The 19,522-nt window shown below is 72.3% G+C and carries 1 protein-coding gene (only partly in view); it reads left to right on the top strand.

Going from position 1 to position 19,522, the window contains the following annotated elements; all coding sequences use genetic code 11:
* The first annotated feature begins 417 nt into the window (after positions 1 to 417).
* Positions 418 to 19,522, top strand: partial view of a Calx-beta domain-containing protein gene (locus tag KR546_RS04760; RefSeq protein WP_338019091.1) — the 5' portion only. The gene runs 15,830 nt beyond the window's last position; only the first 19,105 of its 34,935 coding nucleotides appear in the window; it begins with the start codon at positions 418 to 420; its stop codon lies beyond the right edge, outside the window.

Here is a 19,522-nt window from a genome sequence, read left to right as displayed (position 1 = left end):
ACGCACCCCGTGCGCGTGCCCCGTCCGCCCCCGCCGATCCCTCCCTCGGTCTCGAGTCGAGGTCGAGAGTTCATGCCCGGACAGGGAACAGGGCGCATCGCCCGTTGACACGCGTTGGTGACGGGATCGATCCATGATTCACAAGCGTTGCTTCCCGATCGAAGGGGATCCGGAGCCGATTCGTCGTCACGTCTCGGTCACTTGCATGCCCTCGCGACGTGTCCTGCCCGCCCGCGGGACCGTCGGAGCGCCTCGACGGGGTGATCCGTTCGGGTTGGGGTCCCCCGGAGGGCACCGGTGAGGCGCACGCGAGCCCCCGATCGAGGGGGGCCGCTTGACAACCCCGGGACGGCGAGCGAGAGTCGCCGAGCGCACTCGGCCTGGGGGTCGGGCGGCACGAGCAGCAAGTTGGGGCGAGTGACAGTTTCCATCGGGGCACCACGGCGCGTCATCGTTGCGCTGCTCGCTGCCCTGCTGCTGGTGCCCCTGGTCAGCCCGCTCGGGACCGTGTCGGCACGACTCGATGCGTTCGAGGCCGCGAGCCAGTTGCTCCCCCGACCGATCCTCGCACCCAGTACCGGGGCCCTGCGTGGCCTGTTCGAGCAGGGCCGCGACTTCTGGTCCGAGGTCGTGCCCGCCCACGCCGCCCAGAACATGGTGGCGGCGAGCGGGTCTGCCGCCGGCGACGAGGTCGCCGACCTCGACGGTGGCGAGCTGGCGGGGACCCTCGCCGCGGCGATCGCGTCGTGGGAGGCGGCCCAGCCCGGCGTGGACCTGTCCGGCACGACCGCCACGGTCGGTGAGTTGTCGGGGGACCAGCTGGCGTCCACCAGCGGGCACACGATCACCGTCGACGCGACCGCGGCCGGGCATGGCTGGGGGTCGGACGGGATGGACCTCGGCACCGTCCTGCGCCACGAACTCGGCCACGTCGCCGGCCTGGACCACGCCGGTGACGGGCTCATGGAACCCGCCCTGGCCGTGGGCGAGACCCACACCGTGCCTGCCCCGGTCGACGAGGCCCCCGAATCGGTGGACGAGTCGGTCGACGAGGCCGCCGACGCCGTCGAGGAGGTGGCCGCGAGCGCGTCCACGACCGAGGTCGACGATCCCGCCACCGGCTCGGACACCGACGAGGTGGCCACCGATGCCGCGGCGCCGTCCGACGACGTCGTCGCGGACGACGACGGGTCGGCCACGGACGCGTCGGCGAGCGACCAGGACGCCGCGGCCGAGACCGGCGACGACCAGGGCACCGACGACACCGAGGACGCGGACGGTTCGACCTCGATCGAGCCCGCTGCCGCGGCGACCGACGACGCGAGCGAGACGACACCTGCCATCGGCACGGTGGACACGTCGAGCGTCGCCGCCAGTGCGGCCGCCGGCGACCCGAGCTCGAGTTCGGAGACGGCACTCGGTTCCGCCGACGGTGTCTCGGCGGTGGACTTCGGCCGGGTCGTCCCCACCCAGGCGCGCTCCGTGGACGTCGTCGTGACGAACGTGGGCGACGGTCCCCTCGCACTGGTCGACGTCACCCTGGAGGACGGGTCCGGGACGTTCGCCGTCGCCTGGACCACCGCCGACATCGCGCCCGGTGGGCAGGCCGTCATCTCGGTGACCTTCACCGCCGGGGCCCCCGGCACGGCGGCGGCGACGCTGACGGTGGTCACCGACGACCCCGACGGTCCCCTGGTGGTCGCCCTGGTGGGCGTCGCATCACGGTGGGTCGACGACGGCGTGATCGCCAGCGTGGGCGCCGCGGCCGGCGCGGTCCTGCACCACACCCTGGCCATCGACGGGAGTGGTGTCGCATGGGTCGGCGATGACGGTCTCGACTGGGCACCGACCGGCCGCGACCTGCGTGTCCTGGGTGGTGATGGCGACGATCGCATCGCCGTGACGGGCACCGCAGCGTCCGTGGCGATCACGATCGACGGTGGCGGTGGGTCGGACACGCTGGCCGGGCCGTCGACGGACCAGTCGTGGTCGGTGACCGGCGAGGGTGCCGGCACCGTGGCCGGCGTGACGTTCCTCCGGTTCGAGCACCTGGTGGGCGCGGCCGACAACGAGGACACCTTCGTCGTCGCGGCCGGCGGATCGATCGCGGGGACCATCGCCGGGGGCGACGGTGGCTTCGACACGGTCGTGCTCTCGGGCGCGAGCGGTGTCGTGCACTACGAGGTGACGGGGCCGCAGAGCGGCACGATCATCCGTGACGGCGTCGTGCTCCGCTACGCCGGCATGGAACCGATCGTCATCGAGGACCCGATCGGGACGCTGACCTTCTTCGGGACGCCGTTCGACGACGAGATCGTCCTGCGCAACCACCCCACGGCCGGCCGCATGCAGATCGTGGGGTCGACGCTCGGTGTCGTGTTCGAGACGGTCGACTTCGCCAACCCGACCGGGGCCCTGGTGATCGAGGCCGGCCTGGGCAACGACCTGATCCGGGTGGAGTCGCTCGACAGTGGCTTCAGCGGTGACCTCGGCCTGTTCGGTGAGACGCTGGACGATGCGCTCTCGCCCAATGTCGCGGTCGGGGATGGCGGGATCGACACGATCGTCTTCGCCGGCAGCATCTTCACCGACGGCGGCAGCATCGACGCCCTCGCCGAGCGCATCTTCGTCGATCCCGGCGTCACGATCTCGGCCCTCAACACCTCGGAGCCGGACCCCGACCTCCAGGAGGACGGCTACCTCAACCTGTGGGCACGGCAGTTGCTGGTGCCCGACCTGCTGAACCCCCTGCCCGTCCCGTTCCTGTCCAAGGACGTCGTCTTCGACGTCGGGGCCGGCGCCACCATCACCGGCGGCGAGATCTTCCTGCTCGCCGACGCCACCGATCGGTCGCTCGCCGAGGTGCTCGGGATCCCCACGCTGGTCAACGACTTCGTGATCCAGCCGCTGTTGTCCAAGGTGACGGACCTCCTGCCCCTGCCGGTCAAGGTGCTGCAGAAGGTCTACAACGCCACGCTCACGATCCGCGAGGGCGCCACGGTGCGTTCGACCGGGACGTTGGGCATCGCGGTGTCGGCCGGTGCCGATGCCACCGGTGAGGCCAAGAGCAAGACCATCAGCATCGGCTACGCCGGCGCGATCGTCACGGCCCTGCTCGACATCCTGACCGGGGTGCTCATCGAGTCGGCCGTCGAGGCCAACCTCTCCGCATCGGCCTCGGCCACGGCGTCGATGACCACCGAGACCAAGCGCGAACTCGGCGACGTCCCGGTCGACCCGACGATGACCGCCATGTCCTTGGCGGTCGCCTACGCCGAGGCCAACGCCACGGCGAGGCTCGCCCCCGGTGCGGTGATCATCGCCGGCAAGACCGCCAACTTCAACGCGTCCGGCGAGGTCGCGTCCAGCACGTCGGCCGAGGCCGGGATGTACGCCGACGGCACGGCCGGGCTGGCCGCGGCCATCGACCTCTCCCGGGCCAGGATCTTCACGGAGGTCGACGGCGACATCACGGCCCTGGCTGACGACGGCTACACCGTCAAGCTCGAGTTCGACCCGACGGCAGGTCCCGGCGAGCTCGGGTACGTCGATCCGGTGAACAACAGCATCTACGTCGGGCCGATCGCGCTGACCACCGGGGATGCCGTGACCTACGCCAACCGGCGTGGCAACAGCATCGGGGGCGTGTCCCTGGGCGCCCTGGCCGGTGGGCTGGTCGACGGCCAGGAGTACAACGTCATCCGCGTCGAGGACGACCCGGACACCGCCTTCGACGAATCACTCACGATCCAACTGGCCGAGAGCGAGCTGGGGGCCTACCGCGGCGAGGCCATCATCCTGACCAACGGCCCCACGCCGGACCTCAGGGCGGCGGTCAACACCAAGACCTTCGACTCCGACCGTGTCGACGCCGATGCCGACACCATCGTGCTGGACAACCCCGCCTTCACCGGGGTCGGATCACCGGTGGACTTCTCGCTGCTCGGCAACACCTTCGAGCTGGGCCAGGCCGTCAAGTACACCAAGGACGACGGCTCGCCCGACATCGACGGGCTGGTCGACGGCGGCCAGTACTACGTGATCACGGCCGTGGACCAGTTCAACCTCCAGGGGGACTTCCGCTTCGTCGACAAGCAGGTCATCCAACTCGCCGAGAGCGAGAACGAGGCGCGCGCCGGCGTGGCCATCGACATCGGGCCGGTCGGACCGGGTGGCAGCTACTTCCTCGCGGCCCTGCACGTCCTGGACTCCGGGCTCGCGACGGGGCTCGGAGCCTCGGCCTCACTGGATGCCAGCAACGGTGCGAGTGCGACCTCGGGGATCACCAAGACCGATCCGTCCGACCCCGACGATGCCGACGACGACGCGCCCGGCTCCGGATCGAGCATCTTCGACAGCATCTTCGACGAGCTCACGGCCGACTACGACGCCAACGCCGGAAAGGGCGGCAGCGGAGCATCGTCGTCGCTCAGCGTCGCCGGCGCCCTGGCCTTCGTGTTCGCCGACCACGTCGTGCGGTCCACGGCCGGGTCGACCGCGATCCTGAAGTCCAACGAGGACCTCGAGGTCAACGCCACGATCTCGCACGAACTGTCGCTCAGCGCCGAGAGCAGCACCGAACCGCAACCCGATGCCGAGGGCAAGAAGAAGGCGGCCATCAGTGCCGCCGTCTCGGTGGCCGTCGTCCTCGACACCGCCGAGGCCACCGTCGAGTCGGGCGCGCAACTCGACGCCCTGCGTGCCATGCGAATCATCGGGTCGATCAGCTACCCGTTCCGCACCCGACCCGACGAGTTCTTCCCCTCCACACTGGGCGAGCTCATCGACATGCTCAAGGGCGACAACTACGACGCGATCAACCAGTACATGGACGGCACCCTGGGCCTGAAGTCGCGGGTGTTCAACACCTGGACCCGCAGCGTTGCCCAGGCCGACGAGGTCGGCATCGCCGGCTCCGTCAACGTGCTGGTGCTGACCAACGTCGCGCGTGCGACGGTCAAGTCGGACGCCATGCTCAACCAGGACCTCGGCTGGCGTGACCCGGCGGTCAACGGCCACGCCAACAACACCGTCAACTCCGAGGAGCAGGTCGTCTCGGTGTTCGCAGGCAACACCCTGCAGATGGTGCACATGACCGGTGTCTTCGACTTCGTGCTCCCCGGCGGGGTCGAGATCGGGTTCTTCGAGGTCGACACCGAGGGGGCAACCGGCATCGCGCGGCCGTCCGTGGGGTCCTCGGGCGCCAAGGGCGGCTTCGGCGGGGCCATCTTCATCTTCGTGCTGGGCAACACCACGGAGGCCGTCATCGAGTCCGGTGTCCACCTGTACAACGGTCTGGACGGCGGCTTCACGCTGACCGCGAGCGAGAAGATCGTCGCCTTCGGCTTCAGCCAGTCCGGTGCCAAGTCGGGCTCCTTCGCCGTCTCCGGCACCTTCACCTACTTCGGCCAGGACTCCGAGACCCTCGCCCACCTCGACAGCGGGGCCGTGGTGACCGGTCGGTCGGTGTCGGTGTTCGCGGGCTCACTGGAGACCGTCGCGAACTGGGCAGGCGGGATCACCAAGGGCGAGAGCATCGGCGTCGGGGTCAGCGTGTCCGTGAACGACCTGGACCGGCGGACGCGGGCGATCGTGGGATCGCGTGATCTCGGCACACGCGGCCCCGAGACGGTCACCATCGACGTGGCCGAGGGCGTGTCGGTCACGGCCGCCACCCTGGGCGAGGTCATCGCCCTGACCGTCGCGGCCGCCGTCGTCGGCAACGAGGACCAGGAGATGGGCGGTGCCACCCCTGACGACCAACTGGACGGCGTGTCCACTCCCGGCGCCTTCGACGAGGCCCAGCCACAGTCGCAGACGAAGGCCCAGACCGGCATCGGCTTCGCCGGGGCCGTGTCGGTCAACCTGCTGCGTGACGTCATCGTGGCAGCGGTCAACGACGACGGCACGATCACCGCCGGATCCCTGACGGTCGAGGCCCGTGACCGCACCGGGCTGGTGGCGATCACCGGCGGCGGCTCGTTCCTGAGTGGCGCCGGCACCGGCACCACCGCCGCGATCGCGGGCGCATTCAGCTACAGCGAGGTCGACCGGGCCCTGCGTGCCGTCGTGCTGGGGACCACGCTGGCGATTGCCGGTGACCTGGCGGTGCTGGCGCGCCGGGATGCCCGGATCATCGCCGCGAGCGTGGGTGGCGCCGGCAACACGACCTCGAAGGGCATCGCGGTCGCCGGGTCGGTGTCGGTGAATCGCCTGTTGGGCACGACACACGCGCGGTTGGAGGATGTCGACGCCGTGGTGGGTGGGGCGGCCAGCGTCGTGGCGAGGGGTTCTGGCGGGATCATCGCGATCGGTGGTGGACTGAGCTACGGCACCCGGGTTGGCCTGGGCGCGGCGTTGGGCTTCAACCAGGTCACCAACGACACCAGTGCGGCGGTGCTGGGGGTCGCGACCCGGCCGTCGCTCGTCGTCGGTGGGCACCTGACGGTCGCGGCCAGCGAGGACATCGCCCTGCGGTCGGTCGCCGTGTCCGCCGGGGTGAGCAAAGGTGTGGGCGGGGCGTTCACGATCGCGATCAACCTGGTCGACGACGACGTCGAGGCCCGCCTGGCAGGCATCGACCTGGCCGGTCCGGCCGGCGTCGCGGTGACCGCCCGCGACGACGTGGTGCTCCAGGCCGTCGGCGGGGCACTGGGCATCGGGCTCGACAAGGCCGGGTTCGGTGCCGCCATGGGGTGGAACCAGGTCAGCAGTGACGCGTCTGCCACCGTCATCGACGTGGTGATCACCGGCGTGTCCGGGGACGTCACGGTCGCGGCCGTGTCGAGCGAGCAGGACGTGCTGCTGGACGGCAAGATCGTCGCCGTGTCCGTGGCCGGGGCGGGATCCAGCGAGACCGCGGTCGCGGGCGCGCTGTCCATCAACGTCGTCACCGGCGACGTCCGGGCGGCGGTGACCGACTCGTCCATCACGGCCGGTGGCGCGCTCGAGGTGTCCGGCGCCAACGACGCGACGATCCGGGCCCTGACCGGTGGCGGCGCCGTGGCAGCCGGTGGCTCGGCGGCAGTGGGGGTGGCGATCGGGATCAACGTGCTGGTCGGGCGCGTCGTCGCCTCCGTTGCCGACACGAGCGTGGTCGTGGGCGGTGCGGTGGACGTGACGGCGGCGACCGCCGCCACGATCGAGACCATCACGATCGGACTGGCCGTCGCGGTCAAGGGTGGGGATCGCTCGACCGGACAGACCAACCCGCCGGAAGCCCCCGCCACACCCGGCGAAGAGACCCCGGGCGGCGCCCCCGCCGGCGCGGCGACCGGGGGTGGCGATGCCGCGAGCACGTTCTCGTTGACCGGGGCCGGAAGCATCTCCATCAACGTGGTCCGGGGTGACACGGTGGCGTCCATCGTCGACAGCACCGTCGACAGTGGCGGCCTCGTGACCGTCCGGGCCACCGACGCCACGACGATCCACGCCATCGCCGGCGCGATCGCCCTCACCGTCGGTGGGGACGGTGGCGCCGCGGTCGGTGTCTCCATCGCCGTCAACGACGTCCGTCACGCCACCCGGGCGATCGTCCAGGACACGCCGGTCGTGGCCACCGGGCTGGTCGTCGAGGCGGGTTCGAGCGCCGAGGTCATCGTCCTCGCCCTGGCGGGCTCGGGCAACGTCGAGACCGGCAGTGGCAGCGACCTGCGGGTGACCGGCGCGGGCGCCATCGCCGTGAACTTGGTGTCGACCATCGTCGAGGCCGTCGTCCGTGGGGCCTCGCCGGTGACGGCCAGCGCGGGCGACGTCGTCGTGGTGGCGGCGGACACGACGACGATCATCGCCGATGCCGGTGCGGTCGCGATCCAGCTGTCCGGTGGCAGCGGCCGCTCGGTGACGGTCGGCGCCGCCGTCGGCGCCAACGACGTGACGACCGAGGTCCATGCCGGGGTGGAGGTCGCTCCGGCCACCGTGGTCAGGGCGACCGGTTCGTTCACCGTCTCCACGACCACGGCCACGACCATCACGACGCTCAGCCTGGGTGTCGCCGGTGCGGTGACCACGGGCTCCGGCGGGGGCGCGTCGTTCGCCGGTGCCGGCAGCGGCTCGGGCAACTCGATCCACACGACGTCGGCCGCGACGGTGGCCGGTGCCGTGGTGCAGGTCGGATCGGGTGTCTCCGTCGACGCCGTCGACTCCTCCACGATCGTCGCCGACGCCGGTGCCGTCGGCCTGGTCCTGGCGCGCGGCCCCCCGCTGGCCATCAGCGCATCCATCGCCGTCAACCTCATCACGACCGACGTCCGGGCAGTGGTCCGCGACACCCAGGTCGAGGCCTCGTCCATCGCCATCGGGGCACGTACGACCAGCAGCATCATCGCACTTGCGATCGCCGGTGGGGGAACCGCCAGCAGCGGGAGCGAGGGGACGGGCTTCTCCCTCAACGGGGCAGGCGCCGTCACCGTCAACACCATCACCACCTCGGTCAGCGCAACGGCCCTCCAGTCGGCCCTCGTCAGCGCGACGAGCGTGGGGATCACGGCCACCGACGCCTCCCAGATCATCGCCGACGCCGGTGGCGTCGCCGCCACGGTCGCCAGCCAGCAGAGCGGGGGCGCCTCCGTCACCATCGGCGCCGCCGTCGCCGTGAACGAAATCGCCGTCGACGTGGTCGCCGAGGTCACGGACACGCCGGTCGAGGCGCCGACCGGGCTCAGCGTCCACGCCACCTCCTCGACCCTCGTCAACGCGCTCGCCATCGGCGTCGCCGGCGCGGTGAGCAGTGGCGGGTCGGGTGTGACCGCTGGCCTCGCCGGGGCGGGGTCGGGGGTCGGCAACACCGCGTCGGGAGTGACAACCGCATCGGTCTCCGCCAGTCCCGTGGCCACCGGCGGTCCGGTGGCCGTGACCGCCACGGACGCCACGTCGCTGGTCGGGACCGCGGGCGCCATCGCCATCCAGGTCACCGCCGGGGGTTCCGGCACCGGGGGCGGGGCCGCGATCGGCGCCGGCGTCGTCGTGGCGACCATCGACCGCGACGTCACCGCGCTGGTGGACGGCTCCCCACTCGGCTCGGCGGCCGCGCCGGTCGCGTCCGTGGACGTCGTGGCGACCAGCACCGCAGTGGTGGTCAGCACCGCGTTCGCCGGCGCCGTCGGCGTCGCGACCAGCAGTGGTGGTGGTGCCTTCGCCTTCGGTGGGGCGGCGGCGGTCTCGGTCAACACCGTCGACATCGACGTCCTGGCGGCGCTGCGGACCGGCAGTGCGGTCCACGCGGTCGGTGGTGTCACGGTGGCCGCGGCCAACGACACGAGTGTCGTCGCGACGATGCTGGCCGCCGCGGTCGGTGCCTCCTTCTCCAGCGATGCCAGTGCCGCCGCCTCCGGCGCCGGTGGGGTCGCCACCAACCTCGTCGCCGCGTCCGCCATCGCCGAGATCGTCGGCTCGCCCGTCCTCGCCGGTGCCGACGGTGTGTCCGTCACGGCATCGGTCGAGGCCGAGATCGTGGCGACCGTGATCGGCATCGCCGGCGCGCTCGCGAGTGGGTCCTCTGCCGGCGTCGCCCTGGCGGGGGCCGGTGCCTTCGCCGTGAACTCGATCGACAACGAGGTCCGCGCCTCCATCCGGACCTCGACGGTCAGCACGCCGGGCCCCGTCGTCGTGACGGCGTCCGACGTGTCCGACATCGTCGCGTCGGCGGCCAGCGTGGCGCTCGCGGTCGTGCCGCAGGGGTCCGTCGGTGTGGGCGGGGCAGCCGGGGTGGCCGTTGCGACCAACGACATCGACAACCTGGTGCAGGCCGCCGTGGTCGACGCCACCGTTGCGGCCGCCTCGCTCGAGGTCGCCGCCAGCGAGGCCAGCTCGATCGTCGGCACCGCGGTCGGCGTCGCGGTCTCGGTCGTCAACGCCAGTGGCGTGGCCGTGGCCGTCGCCCTGGGTGCCGCCGCCACGACGAACATGATCACGAACACGGTGCTCGCCCAGGTGCATGCGAGCACGGTCGTCGTGCCGGGCGCCGTGGACGTCTCGGCCACCTCGAGTTCCGAGGTCGTCGCCACGGCGGCCGCCGCGAGCGTGAGCGTGTCGATCGCGTCGTCGGCCGTGGGCGTCGCCCTGTCGATCAGCGGCGCCGTGGCCGTCAACGAGGTGGGTGACACCGTGCGCGCCACCGTCGTCGACTCGACGATCGAGGCCGAGGGAGCGGTCGCCGTCACCGCGACCGGGTCGGCGATGATCGTGGCGACGCCGATCGCGGCGTCGGTCAGCGTCAGTGTCGCCGTCATCTCCATCTCGTTGGCGGCGGCGGTCCCGGTCGCGGTCAACACCGTGGGCAACACCATCGAGGCCAGCATCACCGGCGGCTCGGTGACGGCAGCGAGCCTGGACGTCGTGGCCACCAACAACGCGCAGGTAATCACCACGGCGGTCGCCGTGAGCGTCGCCGTCGCCTACTCCAACAGCGCCGTCGCGGTGGCGATCGCGCTGAGTGCCGCGGTCACGACCAACACCATCGACGACGTCGTCAGCGCCACCATCAGCGGGGCCACGATCGTGGTCGCCGGCGACGTCACCGTCCGGGCCACGGCCGCCACGCTCGTGGTCGCCACCGCGGTCGGCCTGGCCGTGGCGGTGGCAGCGTCCCCGAGCGGGATCACCGGGGCGATCGCCCTGGCCGGTGCGGCCACGACGAACGACGTTGCCTCCTCGGTCGTGGCCTCGGTGAGCGGCAGCACCCTGACCGTCACGGGTGACCTGGAGGTCGTGGCGGTCGTGGCCCTGACCATCTCCTCGGTCCCGCTGGCCGCCAGCATCAGCGTCTCGGTCGGCATGGGCGCCGTCGCGGTCTCGCTGGCCGGAGCCGTGTCGGTGAACCAGGTCGCCAACTCGGCCACCGCCGAGATCGCGTCGTCGACGGTGACGGCCCGTGACGTGGTGGTCAGGGCCATCGACACGACGGTCGTCGCGGCGGCGCCGACGGCAGCCTCGCTGTCGGTGGGCGTGGGCACCAGCGCCGTGGGTGTCGCCATCTCCGGGGCGGCGACGGTCGCGACCAACGTCGTGGACAACGACGTCCGCGCCGCCATCAGCAGCGGTTCGGACATCACCGCACGTGACGTGACCGTCGATGCCGACGAGGCCCTGGTCATCGTCACCGTGGCCACCGCAGCCTCGATCGCCATCTCGGCCGCCCCGACCTTCGCGTTCGCAGCCACGCTCGCCGTGTCGGTGTCGGTCAACGACCTCGGCGGGTCGGTCGTCGCACTCGTCGAGTCCTCACGGATCGCCGCGACCGGTGCGGTCCGGGTGACCGCGGACATGAACCCGTCGGTCGGCGCCGCCGCCATCGGGATCGCCGTCGCGGTGGCGGGGTCGGGGACGGTTGCGGGTGCGGTGGCCCTGGGCGGTGCCGCCACCGCGAACACGATGGCCATGTCGTCGTCGGCCCGGATCTCCGACAGCCTGGTGGCCGACGGTCGTGGCATCGCGGGTTCGTCGGTGACGGTCGCGGCCTCCGACGCCACCGTGCTGACGTCGGTGCCGGCGGTGGCCGCGCTGACGGTCGCGGTCGGCACGGTGGCCGTGTCGCTGTCGCTGGGCGTGGCCGTCGACGTCAACACCATCGCGAACACCGTCACGGCATCGATCTCGGCTGCCGACGTGACCACTCCGGGTGCGGTGGTCGTCGACGCCGTCGAGGCGGCGGTGCTCACCTCCACGCCGATCGCCGCCTCGATCGCGGTCGCGGTGGGTGCGGCCGGATCGGTGTCGCTGGCCGGTGCCGCGACGTCGGCGACGAACGTCGTCTCCAACACCGTGCGAGCGGCCATCGAGGCGGGCTCCGACGTGACGGCTGCTTCCGTGTCGGTCACGGCGTCCGACACGTTGTTGATCGTCATGGTCGCCGCAGCCGTCTCGATCTCGGTGGCGGCGGACACGGCCGGCTTCTCGTTCTCGGGCACGGTGGCGGCCTCGGTGGGCGTCAACCAGGTGCATGACCAGGTCACGGCCGTCATCGACGCCTCGCGGATCGCGGCGACCGGGGCAGTGGTCGTGACCGCCTCGACCACGCCGTCGATCGGCGCCAGCGCGACGGGGATCGCCGTCGCCGTGGCCGGCTCGCCGGGGTTCGCCGGTGCGGTCGCGCTGGGTGGCGCCGCCACCGCCAACACGGTGGCGATGTCCACCTCGGCCGGCATCTCGAACAGCCTCGTCGTGGACGGGCTGGGCATCGAGGCGGGATCCGTGGTCGTGACGGCCACCGATGCAACGACCATCGTCGCCGTACCGGTCGTCGCCGCCCTCTCGGTGTCGGTCGGGTCGGTCGGGGTGGCCCTGTCGCTCGGGGTGGCAGTCGACGTCACGACCATGTCCAACGACGTGTCGGCGGTCATCGCGAGTGCGGACGTCTCGGCACCGACGGGCGCGGTGGTGGTGGGCGCCTCCGAGAGCTCGACGATCACCACGACGCCGACGGCGGCATCGATCGCGGTGGCGGTGGGTGTCGTCGCCACGGCGGTGGCCCTGTCGGGGGCTGCGACGTCGGCCACCAACATCGTGTCGAACTCGGTGCGTGCCGCCATCGAGGACGGGTCCAGCGTCGACGCTGCCTCCGTCTCGGTGACGGCGACCGACACGTTGCTCATCGTGATGGTGGCGACCGCCGCGTCCGTGTCCGTGGCCGCGGACCCGGTGTTCTCGGCGTCCGGCTCGCTGGCGGTGTCGGTGGGGATCAACGTCGTGAGCGACACGGTGACCGCCGTGATCGACGCGTCCCGGATCGATGCGTCAGGCGCCGTGGTGGTCTCCGCGTCGACGTCACCCACGATCGGCGCGGCGGCGGTCGGCATCGCCGTGGCCGTCGCCGGCTCCGGCGGCGTGGCCGGGGCCCTGGCCCTGGGCGGCGCTGCGACGGCCAACACCGTGGCCATGGTGGCGTCGGCGGGCATCTCGAACAGCCTGGTGGCGGATGGGCATGGCATCCAGGCGTCGTCGGTGACGGTCGTGGCGTCGGATTCGTCCATGATCGTGGCAGTGCCGGCCGTGGCGGCGATCTCGGTCGGGGTGGGCTCGGTGGGTGTCGCCGTGTCGATCGGCGTCGCCGTCGACGTGACGATGATGTCCAACGACGTCTCGGCGGTGATCTCCTCGGCGGACGTGGTCGCCGGTGGGCCGGTCACGGTGACAGCCTCCGAGAGCTCGACGATCACCACGACGCCGACGGCGGCATCGATCGCGGTGGCGGTGGGCATCGTCGCGACGGCGGTGGCCCTGTCGGGGGCCGCGACCTCGGCGACCAACATCGTGTCCAACACCGTGCGTGCCGCCATCGACGACGGATCCTCCGTCGAGGCCAGGTCGGTGGCGGTCACGGCGACCGACACCTTGACGATCGTGATGGTCGCGACCGCGGCGTCGGTCGCGGTGGCAGCGGACCCGGTGTTCTCGGCCTCCGGCGCCCTGGCCGCCTCGGTCGGCGTCAACATCGTCGACGACGTCGTGGTCGCCGAGATCGTCGCGTCCAGGATCGACGTCACCGGTGCCGTGGTCGTGGCTGCCTTGACGGCGCCCGACATCACCTCCGCCGCCATCGGGATCGCGGTCGCCGTGTCGGGTTCGGCCGGGGGCACCGCGGCAGTGGCGCTCGGCGGGGCGGCCACCGCCACGACCACGTCCATGTCGTCGACGGCCAGGATCGCCGACAGCCTCGTGGCCGACGGCCGCGGGATCACCGCCGGGTCGGTCGCGGTCACGGCATCGGACGTGTCCACGATCGTCGGGGTGCCCGTCGTGGCCGCACTGTCGGTGTCGGTCGGCTCGCAGGGGGCGGCCGTCTCGATCGGGGTCGCGGTCGACGTCACCACGATGGACAACGACGTGGCCGCAGTCATCGAGGCCGCGGACGTGACGTCCGGCGGGGCCGTGGTGGTGGCGGCATCCGAGTCCTCGACCATCACGACCACACCCGTGGCCGCCTCGGTGGCCGTGGCCGTCGGGCTGGTGGCGAGTGCCGTGGCGATCGCCGGCGCCGCGACCTCGGCCACCAACGTCGTCTCCAACACCGTCACGGCCGCGATCCGGGATGGCTCCGACATCGTGGCCGGATCGGTCACGGTGACGGCGACGGACACGCTCACCATCGTCATGGTCGCCACCGCGGTGACCGTGGCGGCGTCTGCCGACCCCGTGTTCTCGTTCTCCCAGACGGTGTCGGCCTCCGTCGGCATCAACATCGTCACCGACGAGGTGTCGGCCGCCATCTCCTCGTCCCGGGTGTCGGCCACGGGCGCCGTCGTCGTGGCGGCCTCGACCAGCCCGACCATCACCGCGGCCGCGGTGGGCATCGCCATCGCCGTGGCCGGTTCGACCGGTGTCGCCGGCGCCGTCGCGCTCGCCGGCGCGGTCACGGTGAACGAGGTGTCGATGTCGGCGACGGCGGCGGTCACCGACAGCCTGGTGGCGCAGGGCCGGGGCGTGACGGCGTCGTCGGTGTCCGTGACCGCCACGGACGACTCGACCGTGGTGTCGGCGCCGGTCGTCGCTGCCCTGTCAGTGGGCGTCGGCGCGCTGGGCGTTGCCGTGTCGATCGGCGTGGCGGTCGCGCTCAACGACATCGCCAACGCCTCCGACGCGTCCATCTGGGCTGCCGACGTCTCCGCCACGGGTGACGTGATCGTGACCGCCAGCGAGCGGTCGACGTTCACCGCGGTGCCGACCGCCGTCTCGATCGCGGTGTCGGTCAGCGTCGTGTCGATCAGCGTGGCCGCGACCGTGCCGGCAGCGCGCAACCTGCTCGCGAACTCGGCGCGGGCCGCCATCGAGGGCGCCAGCACGGTCACCGCGGACGACGTCCTGGTCACGGCGACGTCGACGACGGAGGCGCTGACGGTGGCCACGGCGGTCTCGGTCGCGGTCTCGGCCGCCGCCGGCCTGTCGCTCTCGGCGACGTTCGCCAACTCGCTGGCCATCAACCTGATCGAGGACCGCGCCGTCGCGGTGATCGACTCGTCGACGGTGACGGCCGACGGCGTGGTGACGGTCGCCGCCAGCACCGCCCCCACGCTGGGTGCATACGCGACCGGCATCGCGGTGTCGGTGGCGGCATCGGGTGTCGGCAGCGGGTCGGTGTCGTTGGCCGGCGCGGAGACGCTCAACGACGTGCGCACGACGGCTTCGGCCGCCATCACGAACACGCTCGGCCGTGCGTCGACGGTCATCGCCAACGGCGGCGACGTCACCGTCTCGGCCGTGGACGGGGTCGACGGCGTCGTCACCGTCCAGTCGGTGGCCACGGCCGCCAGCCTGTCGGTCGCGGTCGGGTTGGGTGGCTCGGTGTCCGTCGCGCTCGGGCTCGCCTTCGCGCACAACGACATCCGCAGCGTCGTGGCGGGCAGCATCGACGGCGTGGTGGTCACGTCGTCCATCGGTGACGTGGTCGTGACGGCCAGGCAGTGGAGCGTCGTCATCGCCGTTCCGGTGGTGGCCTCGCTCGCCATCGCCGCCGATCCCGCGTCCGTGTCGTTCGCTGCGTCGGGTGCCATCGCGCTCAACACCTCCACGGCGTCCACCTCGGCGAACATCAGCGGTGGCAGCGTCGTAGCGGGCAACGCGGTCAGCGTCACCGCCACCGACAGCTCGGCGATCTCCGCCGTGGCCGACGCCACCTCGCTGGTCGTCGGCTCTGGGGGCATCGCTGCCGGTGCGTCGGTCGTGGACAACCTCATCGAGAACGAGGTGCTCGCCGCCGTCGTCGCCTCGTCGGTGACGGCACGCACGGGCGCGATCACGGTGCTGGCCACCTCGACGCTGAACCCCGAGGCCCTGGCGATCGCCGTCGCCGTCGCGCTCGCCGTCATCGGCGCGGCCGGCTCCGGTGCCGATGCCACCAGCACCATCAACGGCACGACCCAGTCCTTCGTCGACGGCGGGACCCTGGCCGCCGCGACCGGTGTCGTGGTGCGCGCCACGACGACCCTGACGGCCGACGCCGAGGCCGACGGGGCCGCGGCCGGCACCGTCCTGGGCGTGTCGGTCATGCTGGCCACCGCCGTCGTCGGGGGTGCCACGCGCGCCTTCGTCCGCGGCGCCGTCACCGTGACCGCCCCGACGCTGCAGGTCGCCGCCACCGGGACCCACACGGCGACGGCGAACGTCGTCAGCGCTGCGATCGGGCTGGGCGTCGCGCTCGGGGTGGCGCTCGCCGATGCCGCCGTGACGCGCACCACCGAGGCCTACGTCGGGACCAGGGCCGAGGCGACGCCGGCAGGTCTCACGACGCTGACCTTCGCCGGCCTGGTCTCGGTCGTGTCCACGTCGACCTCGACCGCGACCGCCACGGCCGTCGGCGGTGCCCTTGCCGCCGCAGCTGCCGCTGGTGTGGAGGCCGTGGCCACCGTCGCGAGCACCAACCGGGCCTACGTGGGTCGCAACGCCACGATCGTCGCCGGCTCGCTCCTGGTCCGTGCGATCACCACCGACACGGCCACCAGTGACGCCACGCCGGTCGGCGTCGGCGTGATCGCCGGCGCCGGGGGGCAGTCGACCGCGACGGCGACCGGGACCACCGAGGCGTTCGTCGGGGCGCCGATGGGCGTGGCCGTCCCCGCCGCGCCGACCACGAACGTGACGCTCACGGGTGCGGCCACGATCGCCGCGACCGCCACGACGACGGCGAACGCCGACATCCAGGGCGGGTCCGGCGGTGGCGTGTCGATCAACGTGATGCTCGCGGACGCCGGGGTCGGCGGCGCCACACGCGCCTACGTCGGGCGCGGCGCGGTCCTGACGGCCGCCAGCCTCACGGTGACGTCGACCGCCGCCAACACGTCCGCCGCGACGACGTTCTTCCTCGGGATCGCCGCCATCACGGGCAGCGGCGCCGATGCCGACGCGGCCGTCACCCACACCGGTGATGCGGCCGTCGCCGGGACGGTGCGGCTGGGCAGCGGGCTCGCGACCATCACGGCCACGGCGACAAACACGGCCACCGCCGATGCCCTGGGCGTGAACGTGGGCGCCGTCAGCATCAGCGTGATGTTCGTCTCGGCAACGGTCGCCGCGACCACGCAGGCCAGGACCACCGCCGAGGCGGACGTCATGGCGGGTGGCATCGCCATCGCCGCGACGGCCGTCGACACGCCCACGGCCAGGACCGAGTTCATCGGTGTCGCCGCGGTCGGTGGCAATGGCTCGAACACCAGCGCCCGTGCCGCCTCGACGACGACTGCACTGGCGGGTGGTGTCCTGGCCGCAGGGGCAGGCGCGGTCACGGTGACCGCGACCGGCACGCTGGCGCCGACCGCCACGGCAGGCACGGTGTCGGTGGGTCTCGTGGACGTCTCGGTCCTGGTCGTGGGTGCCACGAGCAGTGGTGGCGTCACCGCCGGTGTCGCCGCCGGGGCGACGATCACCGGCGCCAGCGTCCGGGTCCTGGCCACCGGCTCGGCGACCACGACGGCCCGGGCCAGTTCGGTCGGGGTCAGCGCCCTGGGCGGTGGTGGTGCCCAGGTCGCGGCCGGCGACGTCACGCGCGTGGTGGCCCGCATCGGTCCCGCCGACGACACCGCGACCACCACGACCACGTCGGTCACGACCACGGGCGCCGCCGGCGTCGACGTCGACGCCGTGGGCACCTCCGTCGTGCGGGCGGAGGCAGACCTCACGACCGTGTCGGTGCTGGCCTCGGGTGTCGGCACGGTGACCACGGCGACGTCGGCCCCCACGGTCACGGCCTACCTGGGTCGCAATGGCGCCGTCGACGCCGGCAGCCATGCCGCCACGTTCGACGCGAAGCTCACCGCGGATGCCATCGCCGACGGCACCGGCGTCAGCGCCAGTGTCGGCTTCGGTGGCGCCGGTGCCCGCGTGACCGCGAACGTCACTCCGACGCTGGGTGCCTTCACGGTCGCGGGCGGTTCGGTGGCCGGCGGATCGGTGCGCTTCGGGTCCCGCCTGAACGTCACCGATGCCGGTGTGAACCGCAACCCGACCTACGGCGGCGACACCGTCGCCCCGGCGTTCGGCACCGTGGTGCTGGGCAGTGGTGGCCTGCTGGCCGGCGCCGTCGGTGGCGTGGTGAACGTGACGTACTCGCCGATCGTCACGACCGGGGTTGGCGCCGCGACCCAGGTCACGGCGGCGACCACGGTGGACGTCGTCAACGTCGTGTACGCCCGTGCCCAGGCCGACGGCCTCGGCGTCGCTGGGGCACTGGGCGTGGGCGTCGGCATCATCCGCCCGGCGGCCACGGTGGGCGGCACGATCACGACCCGCTTCGACGGCCAGGTGCTCGCCGCGACCGACGTCACGATCCGCAACGAGGTCAGGGCATCCAGCCAGTCCGACGCGGCTGCCGTGGCGGTGGCGCTGGGCGCCGGTGCCACCTCCGTCACGACGCGCGCGACGACCTCGCCGACGGTCACCACCTCCGTGGCGGGCTCGATCACGGCCACGAGGAACGTCGTCGTCGAGTCGGTCGTCACGACCAGCGCCGACGCCTATGCCTCGGGTGTGGCAGTCAGCATCGGCGTGACGGTGTCCGGTATTGATGTCGACGCCACGACCAGCCCCGTGATCGCCACCACCGTGACCGGGACCGTCGCGACCACCGGCGGTGCCATCCGGATCAGTGCCCACCACAACTACGACGGCGCGAAGTTCGTGGACGCCAATGCCGCCACGGCCATTTCCCGCTCGGTCGGGGTGTCCCTGCTCTTCCAGACCTCCAGCGCCTCGGTGGACGCGCTGGCGAGCGCCACGGTGTCGGCCACGACATCGGCCACGAGCACGCTGGCCGCCAGCGGGCGGATCACGGTCGACGCCCGCTCGGGCAACTTCTCGACGGCTCGCGCCAAGACCAACGCCGGTGCCATCATCAGCGTGTCCGGGGACATCGACCCGGTCGCCACGTCCCGGGGCACGACCAGGGCCAGCCTGCTGGGCGACGTCACCGGCGCCAATGCCCTGGACGTGCTCGCTGAGGCGTCGGACCTGGCGACCTCGTTGCTCGACTCGAGCACTGGCGGGGCCATCAACGTCGACACCGCCAGCGACTCGAGCGCGTACGCACGGCCCGACGTCGACGCCGTCCTGGGGTCGAGTGCCTCCGACATCACCGTCACGACCGGCGTCCTGGTGCGTGCCGTCAGCAACTCCGACGCCGACGCCAGTACCCGGTCGGGTTCCGGGGGCGCCATCAACGTGACGACCTACCGGGCCGCGGTGACGACGACGCCGAACGTCGCCGTGGCCGTCGGGGCGTCAGCACGCATCACGGCCGGCACCATCACCGTCGACGCGGTCCACAACATCGACCCACCGGACTACAGCGACGGCACCTTCAACGCCGCCGGCGGCGTCGACCGCTCCGACGGTGTCAGCGGCAACCGCATCACCTTCACCAAGGAGCACGGGCTCAGCAGTGGCCAGTTGGTCACCTACCAGAACAACGGCCAGCCGACCGTCGGCGGGCTGACTCCGGGCCGCCAGTACACCGTGCTCGTGCCGGTCGCCGGCGCCGGTTTCGACCCACGCTTCTCGCTGCAGTTGGGCTCGGTGTTCGACGGTGGCCAGGTCGACC

Origin of the sequence: Salsipaludibacter albus (assembly GCF_019798055.1) — a bacterium.
In the GTDB taxonomy this organism is placed as follows: domain Bacteria; phylum Actinomycetota; class Nitriliruptoria; order Nitriliruptorales; family Nitriliruptoraceae; genus Salsipaludibacter; species Salsipaludibacter albus.
The sequence above is the reverse complement of the archived record's forward strand: the minus strand, read 5'-3'. Positions and strand labels throughout refer to the sequence as shown.